Genomic DNA, 19,067 nt, shown 5'->3' on the forward strand with positions numbered 1-19,067 from the left:
GGCCCGCGGACCTCGAATATGCTGGTGAGCATGGTTGTCGCTGCCCCTCCCGTCATTGGCGTGCTCGCTCTCCAGGGCGATGTCCAGGAACACCTCGTGTCCCTCGCGAAGTGTGATGTCACCGCACGGCCCATCCGCAGGCCCGAGGAACTGGACGAGCTGGACGGGATCGTCATCCCCGGCGGCGAGTCGACGACCATCAGCAAGCTCCTGGTCAACTTCGAGTTGCTCGAACCGCTCAAGGCGAAGATCAAGGCCGGCTTCCCGGCCTACGGGTCGTGCGCGGGCATGATCCTGCTGGCCGAGACGGTGCTGGACGGCCGTGAGGACCAGGAACAGCTCGGTGGCCTGGCGGTCACGGTGCGCCGGAACGCGTTCGGGCGGCAGATCGACTCGTTCGAGACCGATCTCGATCTCGCCGGTGAGAGTGTGCACGCCGTGTTCATCCGTGCGCCGTGGGTGGAGGCGGTTAGCGAGGGGGTGGAGGTTCTCGCTACGGTGCCCGTTACGGCTGAAGCGGGTGATGCCGCCGGTAGGATCGTCGCGGTCAGGCAGGGCAACGTGCTGGCCACGGCGTTTCATCCGGAGCTCACGGGGGATGAGCGCGTCCATCGCCTGTTCGTGGACATGGTTCGTGGTTTGACTGGTTCGGAGGAGAAATGAGCGGCCACTCCAAGTGGGCGACCACCAAGCACAAGAAGGCCGCCATTGACGCCAAGCGCGGCAAGCTCTTCGCGCGGCTGATCAAGAACATCGAGGTCGCGGCCCGCACCGGTGGTGGGGACCCGGACGGCAACCCGACGCTGTTCGACGCCATCCAGAAGGCCCGGAAGAACTCGGTGCCGCTGGACAACATCGAACGCGCCCGCAGGCGCGGTGGTGGTGAAGAAGCCGGCGGCGCCGACTGGCAGACCATCATGTACGAGGGCTACGGGCCCAACGGCGTCGCGGTGCTCATCGAGTGCCTCACGGACAACCGCAACCGTGCCGCCACCGAGGTTCGCACGGCGATGACGCGCAACGGCGGTTCGATGGCCGACCCCGGTTCGGTGTCGTACATGTTCAGCCGCAAGGGTGTCGTGATCGTGCCGAAGGCGGAGACGTCCGAGGACGACGTGATGCTGGCGGTGCTGGAAGCCGGTGCCGAGGAGGTCAACGACCTGGGCGAGGCCTTCGAGGTCGTGTCCGAGGCCGGCGACCTGATCCCGGTCCGCAAGGCGCTGCAGGACGCGGGCATCGACTACGAGTCCGCCGAGTCGAGCTTCATGCCTTCGGTGTCGGTGCAGCTGGAGGTCGAGGGCGCGAAGAAGATCTTCAAGCTCATCGACGCGCTGGAGGACTGCGACGACGTGCAGAACGTCTTCGCGAACTTCGACGTGTCGGACGAGGTCATGGCCGAGGTCGGCTGACGAAGTCTCGAAAGAACGCCGGTCACGCGATGCGCGTGGCCGGCGTTTTTGCATTACACGACAAGAATGTGGACCGGGTGCATTCTGGTTCTTGTGGTGACTGCTGTCCTGCGAGTGCCTGCGGAAGCGTCGCCGGAAGAGGATTCGAGGAAACGGCCGAGGTGCTCACCACGGCCCGCCGGTCACTCGAGCCGACTCTGCTGAAGCATTTGGGCTGGACGAGTCCTCGCATCATCGGCGAAGGCCTTGAGCTGATCACGGTTTATGACACGCGTCGCTATCCGCAGGCGTCACGGCCTTCACGGACCGATTTCACCTATAACGGCGTCGTGCCGTTCCCGGGGCACTCGACCGCTTGCACCTTCGGTGTCCGCTGGACGGTCGAAGTCGGCCGGTCGGCAGGCCTTGGTCGCCGCGCACCGACTGCGACTCAGCGGGACTGCGCGGCCTTGACGGTGGCCAAGAACGTCGACCACGCAGCTGCCGAGAAGGGGAGGTGCGTGGCAGGAGCCTTGCTGTCACGGATGCCGACGCCGTGGCCCACCTCCACACAGTTGTCGCCATCGCCGCTGTAACTGCTCTTGCGCCAGTTGGTCATTGGAGGCCCTCCAAGATGCTGTTGATCACCGCCCTTGATTCTTCCTCATCCAGGGCGACGGCAGCGAGGTCCTTCAGGATGTTCTCGTAGGTGTCGACGGTCTCCTTGTCATCGAAGAACAAGCAGCACTTGACGCTCTCGATGTAGACGACCGGCGGGTACTTCGGGAACTTCATCAACCGGAAGTCGCCGCACGTGCCGGCGTGCATGCCGGCCGACCTCGGGACGATCCGGATGCTGATGTACTTCCGCACCGACAGTCGCAGCAGGTGGGCGAGCTGCTCGCGCCACACCTCCTCACCGCCGACCTGAAGCAGCAACGCCTGCTCGTGCACGTAGAAGGTGAACGTCCGGGTGTATTCGAGAATCTCTGCTCGGGCAGCCCTCGCCGCGACGGCCTTCGGAATGTCCTCCTTGGAGACCGTCTGGGCTTTGGCGGTGACGGCCGCGATGTACTCGTAGATCTGGAGCAGGCCGGGGACGAGGATCATCGACCAACAGGTGATCTCTGTTGCGTCCCTCTCCTGGTTGATCAGCGTGCGGACCTGATCCGGCAGGCCGTCCTCGGGAACCTCCACGTAGAAGTTCCCCACCTCGCGGAACAGGTCGAGCAGGCGTTCGCGTTCGACGAGTGGTGTGCGGCAGTAGGCGAGCAAAGTGGCGACTTCCAGCTCGTTGACGCCTCCCTTGCCGGCGAGCATGTCGGACAACTTTGCCTCCTGCCAGCCGAGCAGTTCGGCTAGCTGGCGCTGGGTCAGTCCGGTGCTCTCGATGGCGGCTCGGACGCCGTTGCCGAACTCGCGGCCCACCACGCTGGACGATCTCTTGGGCATGGACGGACGGTAGGGGCAGAGACCGCGAAACCTCTATCGTTTCGCGCCAAATCTGCCTGAAGGTGGGAGCGTTGGAACAGCTCCAAGCAGGCATAAGGCGCCGGAGGGGTGCCGTAGGCTGGGTGTTGTGCTTTCCGACGAAGACATCGAGCTGAGGGCCCGTCTGCTCTCCGCGGCCGACCGGTTCGGCCACACCAACATCGTCGTGAACCCGGACGCCGAGGGGCCGGGTTACGTGTTCTCGGTGGGGGCCTGGCGCCGGTTCGGGGTGGCCGAGGCCGTGGTGATCGGGCTGCCGCAGGGCATGGGCGAGAACCTGGTCAACATGTACGTGAAGCGGGCCAGCGACGGCGAGCGGTTCCAGCCGGGCAAGCTCTACGACGACTTCTTCGAGGGCGTGCCGATCACGTTCGAGCGGGTGTACAAGGGGTTCTACCCGGAGTTCTTCGGGAGCGCGTACCTGCTCTACGACGGGTCGGAGTTCGCGGCCGTGCAGATGATCGTGCCGACGCCGCAGGGGCAGTGGCCGTGGCAGCCCGATGCGCCGCAAGGGTTCCACGACCACCAGATCATCCTCACGGAGAGCGGTCTGCCGGAGAGCTGGACGCCAGGGGTCACCGGGCCGTGAACGTCCACATCGGACAACTGAAGCCCGGGCACGCCGGTGAGGTGATGACGATCCAGCGTGCCGCGTACCTCCAGGAAGCCAGACGGTACGGCGCGTGGGACCTGCCGCCGCTCGTCGAGACGCTCGACGAGATCCGCAAGCACCTCGAAGACGGCACGCCCGCGCTCGGAGCGTTCGACGGGCAGCGGCTCGTCGGGTCGGTGCGCAGTCGCGTCGACGGTGAGCGGATGGAGGTGGCCCGGCTGTCCGTCGCACCCGACGTCCAGGGCGCCGGAGCCGGGCGGAAGCTCCTCCAGGCGATCAGCGAGCACGCGCCGGAGGCCGTGAAGGTCGTCTGGCTCTTCACCGGGGCCGAGAGCGACGGGAACATCAGGTTCTACGAGAGCGCCGGGTTCGTCAGGGTCAGCGAGCACCTGGACGCGGTGGGAATCAGGTGCGTCACCCTGGAGCAGAGACCAAAACGTTGTCCGGACGTCGTTGTCCGTTGAAAGAGCGTCGACACCGGACAACGAACACCCTGTACAAAAGCGGTGCGATCAACGGTCCGGGGGGAATCCGGGGATCGCGGCCGGGGGAGGAACGCCCCGCCCCGCAGGAGGCACAGGGGGATGCGGAGCGGGGCGTTTCGGAAAACGAACCGGGCAATCTAGTTCTGGCTCAGGAACTGCTGTGCGAGTGACTCACCGAGTGAGGTGGCCTTCGCGTGGTCCTCGTTCGGGGAGACCTTCGAGTTCTTGAAGTAGAGGTGGTGCACCGGGCCGTCGGTGCCGCCGTTCTCCGGGTTCGGGTTGATGCCCAGGTTCACCGCGGACGCGACCACCGCGTAGTCGACCCGGCCGTTGTAGATGACGGCGACGACGCCACCGCCGTGGATGCCGAACTCGCGGTAGTCCCAGGTGCCGCTCGGCGAGGGCACGACGACGTACGGGAGCTTGTCCGCGACCAGCGGCTTTCCCTTCGAGTCGTGGAACGCGGTGCCGGGCTGGAACCACGGGTCGGTGCTCTCGCCGCACTTCGCGGTGCGCTGGCCGTCGCAGTCGACGTCCAGGTCGGCCTTGTACCGAACAGCGCCCGTCAAGGGGCTAAGGCTTACGTCCCAGAAGTCCGATCAGTCGTGTTTGGTCGTCGGCGTCCGCGCCCACCGGAACGGGCGAATCGAACATCGACGAACCACTCCAGTCCTCGACGTTGCGTTCGACGTAGGACAGAACAGCCGACGCGAGATCGGGATCAATGCGTTCGTCCGCGCCGATCGAGCGCGCCAGATCCCAGGCGTGGACCGCGAGATCCGCGGTCATCTGCCAGCAGTACTCCTCGGCGTCCAGCTTCCCGGACGACACGGTCACGGGTTTCGCCAGTGCGTGCGGCCCGAGCCACGCCTCGCGCGCCGCCGCGGCCGCCACGACCCAGGACACGAGTGGATCATCACCCAGGTTGTCGTGGTCGAAGCGGTCGCCGACCTGCTCCGCCGTGCAGCCGGCGAGCAGTTCCGGGGCCCAGAGCTGCTCGTAGACCAGGTGGCCGACGAGATCTCTGACCGACCACTCCCGGCAGGGGGTGCCGAGCGACCACTGGTCAGGAGCGATCTCCCGGACCCGTCGGTCGAACTCCGTCATCGCCATGCCGTGCGCCTGGATCAAGTCCATCCCAGCAGTGCATCAAATCCTGCCCAACCGCGCATCCTGGCGTGAGAGTTGGGCCACTCGGACGCAACCCCGATTTCTAACCGTACGAGCGTTCGGCGTAATCTCGACCAGATCCGCCGTGACATCGTTGACACGAGAGGACGATGACTGTGAGCGCTCCAAGCGCCAGCATCTCCGCGCAGGACAAGGGATTCTTCGGGCACCCCCGAGGCCTGTCCACGCTGTTCTTCACCGAACTCTGGGAACGGTTCTCGTTCTACGGGATGAAGGCCATCCTCGGCCTCTACCTGTGGACAGCCGTGGCCGAGGGAGGTCTCGGCGTCGACAAGGCGCTCGCCCTGTCTGTCGTGGCCATCTACGGCACCGCGGTCTACATGTCCGGTGTCGCGGGCGGCTGGCTCGCCGACCGCGTGTGGGGCGGCCAGCGCTCGACGTTCTACGGCGGCGTGCTGATCATGTGCGGTCACATCGCACTGGCACTGCCCATCGGGATCACGGGCGTGTACCTCGGCCTGATCTTCATCGTCTTCGGCACCGGCCTGCTCAAGCCGAACATCTCGACCGTCGTCGGCGGCCTCTACAGCCGCGACGACACGCGTCGTGACGCCGGCTTCACGGTCTTCTACATGGCGATCAACATCGGTGGCTTCGTCTCGCCGCTGATCACCGGCGCGCTCGCGGACGGCGTCGGCTTCCACGCCGGGTTCGCCGTCGCCGCGGTCGGCATGGCGGCGGGCCTGATCCAGTACCGGCTCGGCCGCAAGAACCTGCGGGGCTCGGCCGCCGTGGCGCCGAACCCGTTGCACCCGAACGAGAAGGGCCGTGTCTACGGCCTGATCGGTCTCATCGCGGTCGCGATCGGTGCGCTCGGCGTCCTCTCGTACGTGCTGGGTGACGTCGAGGGCGTCATCCTGATGATCAGCATCATGTCGATCATCCTGCCGATCACGTACTTCACCGTGATGTACCGCAGCAAGAAGACGCTGCCGGAGGAGAAGCCGCGCGTCCTCGCGTACATCCCGCTGTTCGTCGCGGCGGCGATGTTCTGGCTGATCTTCGAGCAGAGCGCCTCGGTGATCGCGGAGTTCGCCGACTCGCACGTCGACAACCACGTGTTCGGCTGGGAGTTCCCGGTCGCCTGGTTCCAGTCGATCAACCCGATCATGATCATCGCGCTGGCGCCGGTGTTCGCGTGGCTGTGGCTGAAGCTCAAGGACCGCGCGCCCTCGACCCCGCGCAAGTTCGCCGGCGCGCTGGTGCTCGTGGGCCTGTCGTTCGTGCTCATGTACTTCGCCAGCAACTCGGCTGCCGACGGCAAGGTGACGCCGCTCTGGCTCGTGCTGATGTTCCTGATCATGACCTGCGGTGAGCTCATGCTGTCGCCGGTCGGCCTGTCGGTCACGACGAAGCTGGCGCCCAAGGCGTTCGCGTCGCAGACGATGAGCCTGTGGTTCCTCGCGGTCTCCGCCGGTACCGGTGTGGCCGCGCAGCTCGTGAAGTTCTACACGACGAGCCCCTCGGCGTACTTCTTCACGCTCGGTGGCGCGGCCGTGGTCCTCGGTGTCGCGCTCGCGGTGGCGGCTCCGGTGATCCGCAAGCTCATGGCGGGCGTCGAGTAAGTAGTTCTTGAAAGGCGAAAGGGAGGCCCGTCGCGGCGGCGGTGCGGCGGGTCTCCCTCTCGTCTACAAGGATGCACTACGCACATGTGTCATTGGGGCACGAACATTGCTCCAGCCGGGTGAAGTCGAGCACGTGCCGCAACAAATTTCGCCCGCGGTCAGGTCGACTTCACTGCCAGTGACCGTTTGGTTTCGTTGGCACGCACCGGAAGTCGCAACGCGCCGCGGATGAGCTTGGACCGCCGACGCGTGACAGGGCCGTCCGCGCCGAGGTTCGGGAAGCGCTTGAAGAGCTCGTGCAACGCGAGCGAGCCCTCGATGCGGCTCAGTCCCGCGCCGATGCAGTAGTGGATGCCCGCGCTGAACGCGAGGTGCTCGCGCGCGTTGGACCGCGTCGGGTCGAACTTCAGCGGGTCGGAGAAGACGCGCGGATCGCGGTTCGCGGCCGCCAGCATCAGCATCACCGGCATGCCCTTCGGCAGGGACACCCCGGCCAGTTCCAGCCGTTCCTTCGGCCAGCGGATCGTGTACTGCACGGGCGGGTCGAGGCGCAGGACCTCCTCGACGAACCCCTCGGCGTACTCGGGGCTCTGGGCCAGCGGCGCGATCGTGTGCGGGTTCTCGAACGCCTTCAGCACGCCGTTGCTGATCAGGTTCACCGTCGTCTCGAACCCGGCGAAGAGCAACAACCCCGTCGTGGCAACGAGATCCTCGCGGCTCAGGTCCTCGTGCTGGGTGACGAGGTGGCTGACGATGTCGTCCTTCGGGTTGCGGCGGCGCTCGTCCATCAGGCCGTCGATGAAGTCGTTGTACTCGATGATCGTGGCGTGCAGGTTCTTGAGCTGCTTGTGCGACCACACGCCGTCGAGCGTCTCCGCCAGCGAGCTTCCCCAGCGCGCGAAGACGTCCTTGTGGTCGTCCGGCACGCCCAGCAGGTCCGCGATGACCTGGATCGGCACCTGTGACGCGAACTCGGAGACCACGTCGAACCGGTCGTCGAGGCGGTCGAGGTACTGGGTGACGATCTTCTGGATGGACTCGGTGCGGTCCTTCAGGGCACGCGGCGTGAAGAACGGCTGGACGAGCTTGCGCAGCCGGGTGTGCGTCGGCGGGTTCATCATCAGGAACGAGTCCTGCACCGGGTTGACGATCTTCTCGCCGTCCTTGACCAGCGTGATCGGCACCATCGACGCCTCGTCGAAGGTCGCGGTGATGAACCTGTTGTCCCGCAGCACGGAGTCGCAGATATCGCGGCTGGGCGTGACGTAGGCGCCCATGCGGCTGCGCACCATGTCGCCCTTGGCGCGCACCTTCTCGTACATCGGGTACGGGTCGCGGTCCGGTGGCGAGGCCATGACACCGGCGTACGGGTCACCGAGCAGCGCGTAGCCGCGGACGAGCGTGCGCAGCGCGAAGAACTGAGTGGCTGTCTTCAGCGTGGACGGCATACGTCCACATTGAGTGGTACGCGAAGAACTCTCAAGAGTTGCGGCGGTGTCGCCGCACGGTTTCTTCTACCAGATCGAGTACCGGCTCCATGTCGTCCGCGGGCAGGCCCATCGCGAGGTGCGAGACGAGGCCTTCGAGCACGAGCTCCAGGAAGCTGGTCAGCACCGTCACGTCGACGTCGTCGCGCAGGTTGCCGGCTTCTCGCTGCCGGATCAGGCGCTGACGGGTCGCGGCGGTGAGCTGTTCGCTGCGCTCGGCCCAGCGCGCCCGGAAGTCCGGGTCCGTGCGGAGCCGCCGGGAGACTTCGAGGCGCGTGCCGAGCCAGTCGGCGGCGTGCTCCTCGGTCCGCTTCTCCGGCTCGTCGAGGAGGTCGCGCATGACCTGGACGAGGCCCTGTTCGGCCACCACGTCGGCCATCCGGAGCGCGTCGTCCTCGGCGAGTGCGAGGAAGAGCGACTCCTTGTCGCGGAAGTGGTGGAAGATCGCGCCGCGAGAGAGTCCCGTTGCCTCTTCCAGACGGCGTACGGTGGCACCTTCGTAGCCGTGTCGCGCGAAACAGGAACGCGCGCCGTCGAGGATCTGACGGCGGCGGGCGTCGAGGTGGTCCTGACTGACCCTGGGCACCGGTAGATGGTCGCAGGGGGAGAGCGGGAAATCCAATCCGTACGTACGGATTGGACAGGTCCATCAGTGTGATCTTCCCGGCGGATCCCTTTCGTGTGGATCATCGGGCGGGCCTGCGCGAACGGGCGGGCTTCCGGCCATATCCTTCCGCGCCATGGACACGCAGGAGATCATCAAGCTGTCGGCGCTCGCTGAGCGCCTCGGGTGGCAGCGGCGCGAGTCCACAGGCGTCCACGTGATCGATCTGCTGCTCAGCCGCTCGGTCACGGATCTCATCTCCGCGCTGGCCGAGAACCGGGATCGGTAACGGGATTCTGGTAAGCGCTTTCCCGCAGTTCCCGGAGGGGGTTGACTCCGGATGTCGCGGGTGGTGTGATCTGCGCGACAGTCAGGAAAGTTTCCTGTCTAAAACTGAATCCGCCGCCGCTCCGTCGTGATCCCCCTACCCATCTTGTGGGAGGCACAACAGTGGCACCGAGTAGAAGCCGGGCGTTTCGCACGTTCGGCGCGATGGGTGTTGCCTGCACAACAGCCATCGCGGTGATGTCGGTACCGGAGTCGGCCCTCGCGGCGCCGGTGCGGTACGAAGCGGAGAGCGCGACGATCTCGCAGGGCGTGGTGGAGTCGAACCACGCCGGGTTCTCCGGAACCGGGTTCGTCAACGTCGACAACGTGGCCGGGAGCTCGGTCGAGTTCACCGTGAACGCCTCGAAGGCGGGCCAGGCGAAGCTGGTCTTCCGCTACGCCAACGGAACCGCGGACAACCGGCCGGTCGACGTGAGCGTCAACGGCGGCCTCGCCGTCGACGAGCGCGCCTTCGCGGGCACGGGTGCGTGGACGACGTGGGTGTCGGCCGAGAACACCGTGAACCTGAACGCGGGCGAGAACAAGATCAAGCTCACGTCCACCGGTGCCACCGGCGGCCCGAACCTCGACTACGTGGAGGTCGATGAGATCGCGAGCGTTCCCGCCCTGGAGCAGGAGGCGGAGAACGCGACGATCTCGCAGGGTGTCGTGGAGTCCAACCACGCCGGCTTCTCCGGCACGGGCTTCGTCAACTACGACAACGTGATCGGCTCGTCCGTCGAGTACACGATCAACGCCGACTCCGGCGGCGAGCACGACCTCACGTTCCGCTACGCCAACGGAACGACGATCGACCGCCCGGTCTCGGTGACCTTGGACGGCGCCGGTGCGCAGACCGTGTCGTTCCCCGGCACGGGCGCCTGGACGACGTGGCAGACGCGGACCCTGAAGGTCACGCTGCACGCCGGTTCCAACAAGATCAAGGCGACCGCGACGACCGCGAACGGCGGCCCGAACGCGGACAAGCTGACCGCCGTGCTGACCGGTCCCGCGGACAACGAGGCGCCGACGCCGCCGCGCAACCTGCAGTTCGTGAGTTCCACCCACAACTCGGTGTCGCTGAAGTGGGAGGCGGCCACCGACAACGTGGGCGTCACCGGCTACGACATCTACCAGCACGGACAGCTCGTCACGAGCGTCGGCAACGTGCTGGAGGGCACCGCGACCGGCCTGCGCGCCGACACCCTCTACGACTGGACGGTGTTCGCGAAGGACCGGGCGGGCAACGTCTCGCAGGCCTCGAACAACGTGCCGGGCCGCACCCAGCCCGCGCCGCCGGACGGCCAGGCGCCCACCACTCCCGGGACGCTGCGGTCGACCGGCACCACGTCGACCAGCGTGTCCATCGCGTGGGGTGCTTCGACGGACAACGTGGCCGTGACCGGCTACGAGATCCACTTCGACGGCGCTCTCAAGCAGACCGCTGACGGTTCGGCCACCTCCGCGACCGTCGCGGGCCTGGTCAACGGCCAGACGTACCTGGTGAAGGTGCGGGCGAAGGACGCGGCGGGCAACTTCTCGGCGTTCTCGAACGAGATCTCCGTCAAGCCCGGCGCGGGCGGCGGCACCGGCGTGCCGAACCCCGGCGCCGTCACGCAGATCGCCAGTGGCGTCGACGTGGCGTGGGGCCTCGGGTTCCTGCCCGACGGCTCGGCGCTGGTGACCGAGCGTGAGACGTTCAACGTCCTGCGCATCACCGAGGGCGGCAGCAAGACCGTCGTCGGCAAGGTGCCCGGCGCGGTCGGCACGAACGGTGAGGGCGGCGCGCTCGGCATCGAGGTCTCGCCGAACTTCGCCTCCGACCGGTTCATCTACGTCTACCACACCTACGCGAGCGGAAACCGCCTGGTCAGGGCGCAGTTCGACGGTGCTCAGCTGTCCGGTTGGACGACGTTGCTCGACGGTGTGCCGAAGAACCGCTACCACAACGGCGGGCGCCTGCGGTTCAGCCCGGACGGCCGCTTCCTGTTCATCTCCACCGGTGACGCGCAGAACGGCAACAACGCGCAGAACCTGAACACCAACGCCGGCAAGATCCTGCGGATCAACCCCGACGGCTCCATCCCCGCCGACAACCCGTTCTCGGGCAAGGCGATCTGGAGCTACGGCCACCGCAACGTGCAGGGCCTCGACTTCGACTCGCAGGGCCGCCTGTGGGCCTCGGAGTTCGGCAACTCGTCGCAGGACGAGGTCAACCTGATCACCAAGGGCGGCAACTACGGCTGGGACGCCTGTGAAGGGACGTCGGGCAACTGCACCGGCACCATCCCGCCGAAGAAGACCTGGTCGACCTCGCAGGCCTCACCCAGCGGCCTGACGATCATCAACGACTACGTCTTCGTCGCCACCACCGTCGGCCAGCGCATCTACCGCATGCGCATCGACGCCAACGGCAACCTCGTCGACCAGCAGATCTACTTCCAGGGCACCTACAACCGCCTGCGCACGGTCGAGGTGGACCGCGACGGCGACATCTGGCTGACGACCACGACGGACAAGGACGGCTCGGCCGGCAACGACCGCGTCCTGCACATCGACATCGTCTACGAAGGCGGTGGCGGCGGCGGTTTCAAGCTGACGTCCTCGGCGTTCGCGGACGACGCGATGATCCCGGCCAAGCACACCTGCGCCGGTGACGGTGTCGCCGGTCAGGACCCCTCACCGCCGTTGGCGTGGGGCGAGTCGACCGGGGCACAGGCCTACGCGATCGTGTTCGCGGACCGGGTGAACTCCGGCAACAAGCTGCACTGGGCGATCTGGGACATTCCGGGCTCCACCCGGTCGTTGCCGGAGAACCTCGGGTCCGGGTTCGCCGTGCCCGGTCAGGGAGCGGCCAAGCAGAAGGCGATGGGGTCCGGGGGCAACGCCCTGAAGTACTTCGGGCCCTGCCCCGGCGGCTCGACCAACCCGTACACGTTCACGTTGTACGCGTTGAACACCGCGACCGTGCCCGGGATCACTTCCGGTTCGACGATGGCCCAGATCGAGACGGCCATCAAGAACGCGTCAACCGCCAACACGGTGTTGCGCGGCCGTTCGAACGCCAGGACGTAAGACACATCTCCACCAGGTGAGACGGGTGCCCGTACGCACGCGTGCGTACGGGCACTTCACTTGTTTCGTAAGGATTTGAGAGCTGCAACTGTCAGACCCCGCGTGTAGCGTCGGACGGGCCAGACGATCACGGGGAGTGTGGCAGCGTGACTGCGTTGCGTAACAAAAGGGCGCCGGCGAGGTTCGCCGACCGCGCCGAGGCCGAGGCTTACGTTGCCTCGGTCTGCTTCAAGCACGGGCCTCCGAGGCTGTTCGGCGTGGAGCTCGAATGGACGGTGCACCACGCCGAAGATCCGGCTCAGAAGCTCGACAGGCACAGGCTGGCGGCGGCTCTCGGGGAGCACGCGCCGCCGACACTCGTTCCGGACAGCCCCCAGCGGCCGCTTCCCAGCGGCACTCCTTTGACCGTCGAACCGGGCGGGCAGGTCGAGATCTCCACACCTCCCTGCACCAGCCTCCCGGACCTCTTCCAGACGGTCTCCCAGGACATCTCCCACCTCACCGCCATGCTGGCCGACCACGGTCTCGTGCTCGGCGAGCGAGGCTCTGACCTGCATCGCAGACCCACGCGCATGCTTCAGGTGCCTCGGTACGCCGCGATGGAGCACGCGTTCGGCGCGCTCGGTCAAGACGGCATCTCGATGATGTGCAACACCGCGGGCCTTCAGGTGTGCCTCGACTTCGGCGAGCAGAAGCACCTGCAGGACCGGTGGGCGGCCGTGCATCAGCTCGGGCCGGTGATGATCGCGTTGTTCGCGAACTCGCCGAGCATCGGCGGGATGCACGAAGGCTGGGCGTCGGCGCGCATGCGGACGCTCTACGGCTGCGATCCCGTGCGCACCAGACCCAGTGCTGTGTGCGCCGATCCGGCCCAGGCCTACGCGCGAAGAGTCGTGGACGCGCCCGTCATCGTGGTGCGCGGGCCTGGTCCCAGTTGGATTCCGCCGCGGCCGATGACGTTTGCGGACTGGATAAATGGGGCACACGATCGGGTCCCTACCAGCGACGACCTCGATTACCACATGTCGTTGATGTTCCCGCCGGTCCGGCCGCGCGGGTACATCGAGATCAGATACCTCGACACGCCCGCGCCTGGCGGGTGGATCGCGCCGAGCGCGCTGCTCGTCGCGCTGTTCAGCGATCCGTCCGTTGTGGACGGTGTGCTGGCGGCGACGGAACGGGCTGCCGGGCGGTGGCTCACCGCCGCACGGCACGGGATGACGGACGCACGCATCGCCACGGCCGCGAAGGAAGTCGTCGCGCTGGGGATCGAGGCGTTGCCCCGCACCGGACTCTCCGACGACCAGATCAGCACCATCAGCCGGGAGCTTGAGGGGAAGCTGTGACCGAACAACTCCGCGAGCAGGTGGCGGAGGAACTGTTGCGCTCGCGCGCGCGTTCCACCGCCCTGACCGACGCCGTCGACGAGCACGATCTCGTCCGGCAGCATTCGAAACTGATGTCGCCGCTGGTCTGGGACCTGGCGCACATCGGCAACCAGGAAGAGCTGTGGCTCGTTCGCGACGTCGGCGGACGCGAACCGGTGCGCAGCGACATCGACGAGTACTACGACGCGTTCAAGTTCTCCCGCAGCGTGCGGCCCGAGCTGCCGTTGCTGAACCCGCGTGAGGCCCGCCAGTACGTCGGGGACGTGCGCGGCAAGGTGTTCGACGTGCTGGAAAAGGTGCCGCTGCAGGGGCGCCGGCTCGTCGAGAACGGCTTCGCGTTCGGCATGATCGTGCAGCACGAGCAGCAGCACGACGAGACGATGCTGGCCACGCACCAGTTGCGCACCGGCGAACCGGTGTTGCACGCGCCGCTGCCGCCCGGTGGAAACCTTGTTCCCGTAACGGAAGTGTTCATTCCAGGCGGACCGTTCGAAATGGGCACTTCGGACGAACCGTGGGCGCTCGACAACGAACGTCCCGCTTACGCCGTTCACGTCGACTCGTTCTTCATCGACACCACACCGGTCACGAACGGCGAGTACGCCCAGTTCATCCTGGCCGGCGGGTACGACGACCGTCGCCTGTGGACGGACGAGGGCTGGGAGCACCGGACGAAGGCCAAGCTGGTCGCGCCGAGGTTCTGGCAGCGCGAGGAGAACTCGTTCGTCCGCACCGCGTTCGGCGTGACCGAACCGATCGTGCCGGACGAACCCGTTGTGCACGTGTGCTTCCACGAGGCCCAGGCCTACGCGACGTGGGCTCACAAGCGCCTGCCCACGGAAGCCGAGTGGGAGAAGGCGGCCCGCTTCGACACGGCGACCGGCAAGACCCGCCGTTACCCGTGGGGTGACGAGGAACCGACGGAAGCCCACGCGAACCTGAACCAGCGCCACCTGCGCCCGGCTCCGGTCGGCGCCTACCCGGCGGGGGCGTCGCCCAGCGGCGTGCACCAGTTGATCGGTGACGTGTGGGAGTGGACCTCCAGCGACTTCGGTCCGTATCCGGGCTTCGAGGTGTTCCCGTACAAGGAGTACTCCGAGGTCTTCTTCGGACCGGACTACAAGGTGCTGCGCGGCGGCTCGTTCGGCACCGACAAGTCGGCGGTCCGTTCCACGTTCCGCAACTGGGACTACCCGATCAGGAGGCAGATCTTCTCCGGCTTCCGCTGCGCCAGGGACGCCTGACCCGATGTGCCGCCATCTGGCTTACCTGGGCACCGCCGTGCCCATCGGCAGCCTGCTCTTCGACGCACCGCACTCGTTGGAGCACCAGTCGTACGCGCCGTCCGACATGCGCGCGGGGGGAACCGTCAACGTCGACGGCTACGGCGTCGGCTGGTTCCCCGGCCCGGTGAGGTACCGGCGCGCCGGAACGCTGTGGAGCGACGCGAACCTGCGTCAGCTGGCGGGTGCTGAATCGACGGCCTTCCTGGCCGCGGTCCGGTCAGCGACGACGGGCATGCCGGTCACCGACGCGGCCTGCGCGCCGTTCACCGACGGCACGTGGTTGTTCAGCCACAACGGACGCGTCGACGGCTGGCCGCACACCGTGGCGGGGCTGGCGAAGACGCTCGACGTGACCGACGTGCTCACGATGGACGCGCCGACCGACTCCGCGCTGCTGTGGACGGTCCTCAGACGTCGTCTGGAGACCGGGAAGAACCCGGCCCAAACGCTCGTTGAACTCGTGCGGGAGGTCGCGGACGCGGCACCGAAGTCGCGCCTGAACTTCTTGCTGACCAACGGAGAAGTGCTCGTGGGGACAACGTGGACACACGCCCTGTGGGTGCTGCAGAAAGGCGAGGGCGTGACACTCGCGTCCGAGCCGCTCGACGACGACCCGGGCTGGCGGGAGATCCCCGACCGGCACGTGGTCACCGCCGTTCCATCCACTGTGGAGGTTCGACCACTATGACCGAGCCGGTGCTGGACGTTCATCTCAAGCCGGAGGACGCCGCACACGCGCTACGTGCCGACGTGCGGGCCGGACTGACCGCGGACCCGAAGTGGGTCTCGCCGAAGTGGTTCTACGACGCCGTCGGCAGCGCGTTGTTCGAGGACATCACCCGACTGCACGAGTACTACCCGACCCGTGCCGAACGGGAGGTGCTCGCCGAGCGCGCGGGCGAGATCGCGGCCACGACGGGCGCGCATGCGCTGGTGGAGCTGGGTTCCGGCTCGTCGGAGAAGACGCGGCTGCTGCTCAGCGCCCTGAGGGAGCACGGAACGCTCAAGGAGTTCGTGCCGCAGGACGTGTCGGTGTCGGCGCTGACCGAGGCCGCGCACGCGATCATCGCGGACTACCCGGGTTTGCGCGTGCACGGCGTGGTCGGTGACTTCACGCAGCATTTGAGCTTGCTCCCAGGTGAATCGCCGCGTGTGGTGGCGTTCCTGGGCGGCACGATCGGGAACCTGATCCCGGAGGAACGGGAGAAGTTCCTCCGCACGGTCCGCGACGTGCTGGAACCGGGGGAGTGGCTGCTGCTCGGCACGGACCTCGTGAAGGATCCGGGCACGCTGGTGCGCGCGTACGACGACGCGCAGGGCGTCACGGCGGAGTTCAACCGCAACGTGCTGAACGTGCTCAACCGCGAGGTCGGCGGAGACTTCGACGTCGAGGCGTTCGAGCACGTGGCGTTGTGGAACGCCGAGCAGGAATGGATCGAGATGCGCCTGCGCGCCAAGCGGGCCATGCGCGTGACGATCGCCGAACTCGGCCTGACCGTCGAGTTCCGCGAGGGCGAGGAACTGCGGACCGAGGTGTCGGCCAAGTTCCGCGAGGACGGCGTGAAGCAGGAACTGGCGGACGCCGGCTTCTCGCTGCACCGGTGGTGGACCGATTCGGAGGGCAGGTTCGCGGTCTCACTGGCCCAAGCGGTGTAAGCCAGGCCACAACCGGACGACAGGTGGACACAGGCGGCTCACCGGCCTGGACAGCGCGTCAGCCAGTCCGAAGCCGCCTCCACCGTCGGACCCGAGATGCGCGGCGGACGTGCTTGCCGAGGTCCCTGCCGCCGAACGCGCCGAGGTCAGCTGTGTCGCCCAGCCACTCACCTCTTTTTGCCCCGCACATCGCCCGGCTGGATGAGATCCCAGGCATCGGCTCGACCGCCGCTTCCGTGATCATCGCCCAGATCGGGCCGGACATGATCCGTTTCCCCACCCCTGCTCACCTGGCCGCCTCGCCACGGTTCGCACCCCGCGTCCTGGGCGAGGCCGCCCGCACCCACCCCTTCTTCAGTGAACGCCACCGCCGCATCGCCAGACGCCGCTGCGCGAAGAAGCGCAACCACATCCGCCAATTCGAAGTTCTCGGCTACGCCGTCACCCCAGCCGCCTGACCAACTGGCTTCACCGGCGTGACGGGGCGCTCAGGTCGGTCAGGCTGCTCGTGGGCGGCCCCAGCGTTGTCGGCGTTCGCTGCGGACGCAGTGGCGTTGCGCCACCGCGGATGCGTCTGGGACCAGCGGTCGAGCACGGTGCCGAGATCCGGGTCGGTCGGCTCTTCCTCGTGCTGGTGCGCCGGAAAGTGATCCCCGTGCTCGCGCAGGATCTGCCGGTGTCGTTCCAGGCCGTTCCGGATCCCCGGAGCGGGCGTGGCCGAGCGCGAACGGCTTCCCGCCCACTTAGGTGCCCTCGTGAGCGCCGGGCGGGCGGGCGATCGTGGGCATCGGCGTCCCTGATGCCGAGGCCATGATGATCGTCGCCCGCCGCACCCGGATCGACTCGCGCTTGCCACGACGAAGTCGCTGTCGAGGGTGAGTCGATCCGGGTCAGGAGTTCAGCACCTCGACCGGCGTGTCACCACCAGGTGAGCGTTCGTGATCAGCGCACTAGGCGCGTTCCGCCACTTCAGCGGTATGACGCAGCAACAGCGCAGTGGTCACTGGTCCGACTCCGCCGGGTACCGGTGTCATCGCGGAGGCACGCTCAGCCGCCGCCGCGTCGACATCGCCGACCAGGCCACCGTCTGGAGTCGGGTTGGTTCCGACGTCGATGACCACTGCGCCGTCCTTGAGGTGATCGGCGGTGATCAGGCCGGCGCGGCCCACTGCCGCCACGAGGATCTCGCCCTGTGAGGTCACAGCCGCCAGGTCCGCGGTACGCGAGTGGCACACCGTAACTGTCGCGTGCCTGTCCAGCAGGAGGTGCGCAGCGGGCTTTCCGACCACTGTGGACCGACCCACCACCACGGCGTGCCGTCCGCTCACCGGCACGTCGTAATGCTCCAGAATCGTCACCACGGCTTCGGCTGTCGCCGGTGCGAATGCGGGTAGACCAGCAGCCAGCCGACCCAATGAGAGCGGGTTCGCGCCGTCCACGTCCTTTTCCGGCGCGATGGCCGAACCCAACTCCTCAAGGGTCAGACCCTCCGGCAGTGGAGTCTGCAGGATGATGCCGTGCACCGCGGGATCGGCACTGAGCGCGACAAGCGTGTCGGAAATCTTCTGCCGGTCGGCCTTTGAACCCAGATCAGCGATGTCGCACGTGATGCCGACTTTGGCGGCCGCCTTGGCGATCGCCCGCACGTACCACGCGCTCGATTCGTCCTCAGTAGCGGTGACCACCGCAAGCCGGACTGGCCTGCCGGATGCGGTCAGCTCGGCCACCCGGAGCGTCACGTCCTCGCGGATCGATGCGGCCAATTCCTTGCCCGACAAAGTTTGCGCAGTCACTTTGCGATCTCCTCACGCACTCGCGCGGTCACCAGTTCCGCACGCCGCGCGATCTCGTCAGTGACATCTGCGCGCTCGGTCAGGGCCTTGCGAGTCAGCTCATCCTTGATTCCGCCGAGGTTGATCTCGACATTGACTCGAGCCGTGGTAGCGGCCGCACGGGCTGCCTCTGTCGCGGCCGCGATGTCAGTCACAACGTTGCGGTTACCGACAGGGAGTAGCTGTTCGGCCAGGTCCACGATCTGCCCGGCCACATCGATGATCTCCGCCGGCGGCTTGGCGGCGTCGACCAGCGCAGCCGCGATCGCGGCTGATCGCGCTTGCTTTGCCTCGTCGCTGTCCTTGGGGAGCTTGTAGGCGTCGGCCACCGCGCCGAACGCGGATGCGTCGTCCTCGGCGAGTTGAAGAGCCTTTGCGCGCAGGTCTTCGGCTGCTCGGAGAATGCGCTGGATGCTCTCTGCGTGCTCCGCGTACTTCGGGCCATCGCTGTACCTCGCTACCATCGCGAGCAGCGCGCCGGCTTGCGCGGCATGCAGTGCGGCACTCGCGCCGCCGCCCGGAGCGGGCACCCGGTCGGCCAAAGCGTCCAGGAACTCGCTTATAGCTTGGTCGCGCATCAACGTCCTCTCCATGGCCGTGGACAACAGCCGTTCATGCTAGTCAGCGGCGTGGAAGCACTCACTTCGCGTATGCGTGTGAGTCAGGGCACAGTTCACCC

20 protein-coding genes are annotated in these 19,067 nt (G+C 67.0%); 12 read left to right on the top strand and 8 right to left on the bottom strand.

Annotation, left to right across the window (positions count from 1 at the left end; genetic code table 11):
- Positions 1-30: 30 nt before the first annotated feature.
- Complete coding sequence (gene pdxT / locus SK854_RS33580) at positions 31-663, top strand: pyridoxal 5'-phosphate synthase glutaminase subunit PdxT (RefSeq protein ID WP_319979140.1); 633 nt, start codon at positions 31-33, stop codon at positions 661-663.
- Positions 660-1,409, top strand: coding sequence for a YebC/PmpR family DNA-binding transcriptional regulator (locus SK854_RS33585; protein WP_319979141.1), 750 nt, complete (start codon positions 660-662; stop codon positions 1,407-1,409). The genes pdxT and SK854_RS33585 overlap by 4 nt, the downstream gene beginning before the upstream one ends.
- A gap of 430 nt (positions 1,410-1,839) precedes the next feature.
- Here the strand turns inward: SK854_RS33585 and SK854_RS33590 are convergent, their stop codons facing one another.
- On the bottom strand, positions 1,840-2,007 hold the full coding sequence (locus SK854_RS33590; RefSeq protein ID WP_319979142.1) for a DUF397 domain-containing protein: 168 nt from the start codon (positions 2,005-2,007) through the stop codon (positions 1,840-1,842).
- The gene (locus SK854_RS33595) at positions 2,004-2,840 is read right to left on the bottom strand and encodes a helix-turn-helix domain-containing protein (protein ID WP_319979143.1); all 837 of its coding nucleotides are present in this window, start codon (positions 2,838-2,840) and stop codon (positions 2,004-2,006) included. Before SK854_RS33595 ends, SK854_RS33590 begins: the two co-directional genes overlap by 4 nt.
- A 127-nt stretch (positions 2,841-2,967) precedes the next feature.
- On the opposite strand from SK854_RS33595, the gene SK854_RS33600 reads away from it, so the two are divergent.
- Together SK854_RS33600 and SK854_RS33605 are read left to right on the top strand one after the other, a co-directional pair.
- Positions 2,968-3,468 carry a DUF4262 domain-containing protein gene (locus SK854_RS33600; RefSeq protein WP_319979144.1) on the top strand — a complete coding sequence of 167 codons (501 nt, stop codon included), beginning with the start codon at positions 2,968-2,970 and terminating at the stop codon, positions 3,466-3,468.
- On the top strand, positions 3,465-3,956 hold the full coding sequence (locus SK854_RS33605; protein WP_319979145.1) for a GNAT family N-acetyltransferase: 492 nt from the start codon (positions 3,465-3,467) through the stop codon (positions 3,954-3,956). Before SK854_RS33600 ends, SK854_RS33605 begins: the two co-directional genes overlap by 4 nt.
- A gap of 158 nt (positions 3,957-4,114) precedes the next feature.
- Here SK854_RS33605 and SK854_RS33610 read toward each other — a convergent pair whose 3' ends face one another.
- Positions 4,115-4,546, bottom strand: coding sequence for a glycoside hydrolase family 75 protein (locus tag SK854_RS33610; protein ID WP_319979146.1), 432 nt, complete (start codon positions 4,544-4,546; stop codon positions 4,115-4,117).
- 4 nt (positions 4,547-4,550) lie between these two features.
- Positions 4,551-5,114, bottom strand: a complete 564-nt coding sequence (locus SK854_RS33615; RefSeq protein ID WP_319979147.1) for a TIGR03086 family metal-binding protein — start codon at positions 5,112-5,114, stop codon at positions 4,551-4,553.
- Positions 5,115-5,257: 143 nt separating this feature from the next.
- On the opposite strand from SK854_RS33615, the gene SK854_RS33620 reads away from it, so the two are divergent.
- A complete protein-coding gene (locus tag SK854_RS33620) occupies positions 5,258-6,733 on the top strand; it encodes a peptide MFS transporter (protein ID WP_406601861.1) in 1,476 nt (491 codons plus the stop codon).
- A 158-nt stretch (positions 6,734-6,891) separates the two neighbouring features.
- Here the strand turns inward: SK854_RS33620 and SK854_RS33625 are convergent, their stop codons facing one another.
- Both SK854_RS33625 and SK854_RS33630 read right to left on the bottom strand, forming a co-directional pair.
- Positions 6,892-8,181 carry a cytochrome P450 gene (locus SK854_RS33625; protein ID WP_319979149.1) on the bottom strand — a complete coding sequence of 430 codons (1,290 nt, stop codon included), beginning with the start codon at positions 8,179-8,181 and terminating at the stop codon, positions 6,892-6,894.
- Positions 8,182-8,212: 31 nt separating this feature from the next.
- Entirely contained in the window at positions 8,213-8,806 is a 594-nt protein-coding gene (locus SK854_RS33630; RefSeq protein ID WP_319979150.1) for a TetR/AcrR family transcriptional regulator, read from the bottom strand.
- Positions 8,807-8,960: 154 nt separating this feature from the next.
- Between SK854_RS33630 and SK854_RS33635 the strand changes: the two genes are divergently transcribed.
- The 7 genes from SK854_RS33635 to SK854_RS33665 all read left to right on the top strand — a co-directional run bounded on the left by SK854_RS33635 (position 8,961) and on the right by SK854_RS33665 (position 17,014).
- Positions 8,961-9,113, top strand: a complete 153-nt coding sequence (locus SK854_RS33635) for a hypothetical protein (protein ID WP_319979151.1) — start codon at positions 8,961-8,963, stop codon at positions 9,111-9,113.
- Between the two features lie 203 nt (positions 9,114-9,316).
- Complete coding sequence (locus tag SK854_RS33640; RefSeq protein WP_319979152.1) at positions 9,317-12,226, top strand: PQQ-dependent sugar dehydrogenase; 2,910 nt, start codon at positions 9,317-9,319, stop codon at positions 12,224-12,226.
- Between the two features lie 146 nt (positions 12,227-12,372).
- On the top strand, positions 12,373-13,572 hold the full coding sequence (locus tag SK854_RS33645) for a glutamate-cysteine ligase family protein (RefSeq protein ID WP_319979153.1): 1,200 nt from the start codon (positions 12,373-12,375) through the stop codon (positions 13,570-13,572).
- Positions 13,569-14,858, top strand: a complete 1,290-nt coding sequence (gene egtB / locus SK854_RS33650; RefSeq protein WP_319979154.1) for an ergothioneine biosynthesis protein EgtB — start codon at positions 13,569-13,571, stop codon at positions 14,856-14,858. Before SK854_RS33645 ends, egtB begins: the two co-directional genes overlap by 4 nt.
- A gap of 4 nt (positions 14,859-14,862) precedes the next feature.
- Positions 14,863-15,588: an ergothioneine biosynthesis protein EgtC gene (gene egtC, locus SK854_RS33655; RefSeq protein WP_319979155.1), complete on the top strand. Its 726-nt coding sequence runs from the start codon at positions 14,863-14,865 to the stop codon at positions 15,586-15,588.
- A complete protein-coding gene (gene egtD, locus SK854_RS33660; RefSeq protein ID WP_319979156.1) occupies positions 15,585-16,556 on the top strand; it encodes an L-histidine N(alpha)-methyltransferase in 972 nt (323 codons plus the stop codon). Before egtC ends, egtD begins: the two co-directional genes overlap by 4 nt.
- Before the next feature lie 152 nt (positions 16,557-16,708).
- Positions 16,709-17,014, top strand: a complete 306-nt coding sequence (locus SK854_RS33665) for a transposase (RefSeq protein ID WP_319979157.1) — start codon at positions 16,709-16,711, stop codon at positions 17,012-17,014.
- A 492-nt stretch (positions 17,015-17,506) separates the two neighbouring features.
- On the opposite strand, the gene SK854_RS33670 is transcribed toward SK854_RS33665, so the two are convergent.
- Together SK854_RS33670 and SK854_RS33675 are read right to left on the bottom strand one after the other, a co-directional pair.
- Positions 17,507-18,349, bottom strand: a complete 843-nt coding sequence (locus SK854_RS33670) for a bifunctional 5,10-methylenetetrahydrofolate dehydrogenase/5,10-methenyltetrahydrofolate cyclohydrolase (protein ID WP_319979158.1) — start codon at positions 18,347-18,349, stop codon at positions 17,507-17,509.
- Positions 18,346-18,993, bottom strand: a complete 648-nt coding sequence (locus SK854_RS33675; RefSeq protein WP_319979159.1) for a cyclodeaminase/cyclohydrolase family protein — start codon at positions 18,991-18,993, stop codon at positions 18,346-18,348. The genes SK854_RS33670 and SK854_RS33675 overlap by 4 nt, the downstream gene beginning before the upstream one ends.
- Positions 18,994-19,067: the final 74 nt, after the last annotated feature.

This window comes from Lentzea sokolovensis, from assembly GCF_033949975.1.
GTDB classification, from domain to species: domain Bacteria; phylum Actinomycetota; class Actinomycetes; order Mycobacteriales; family Pseudonocardiaceae; genus Lentzea; species Lentzea sokolovensis.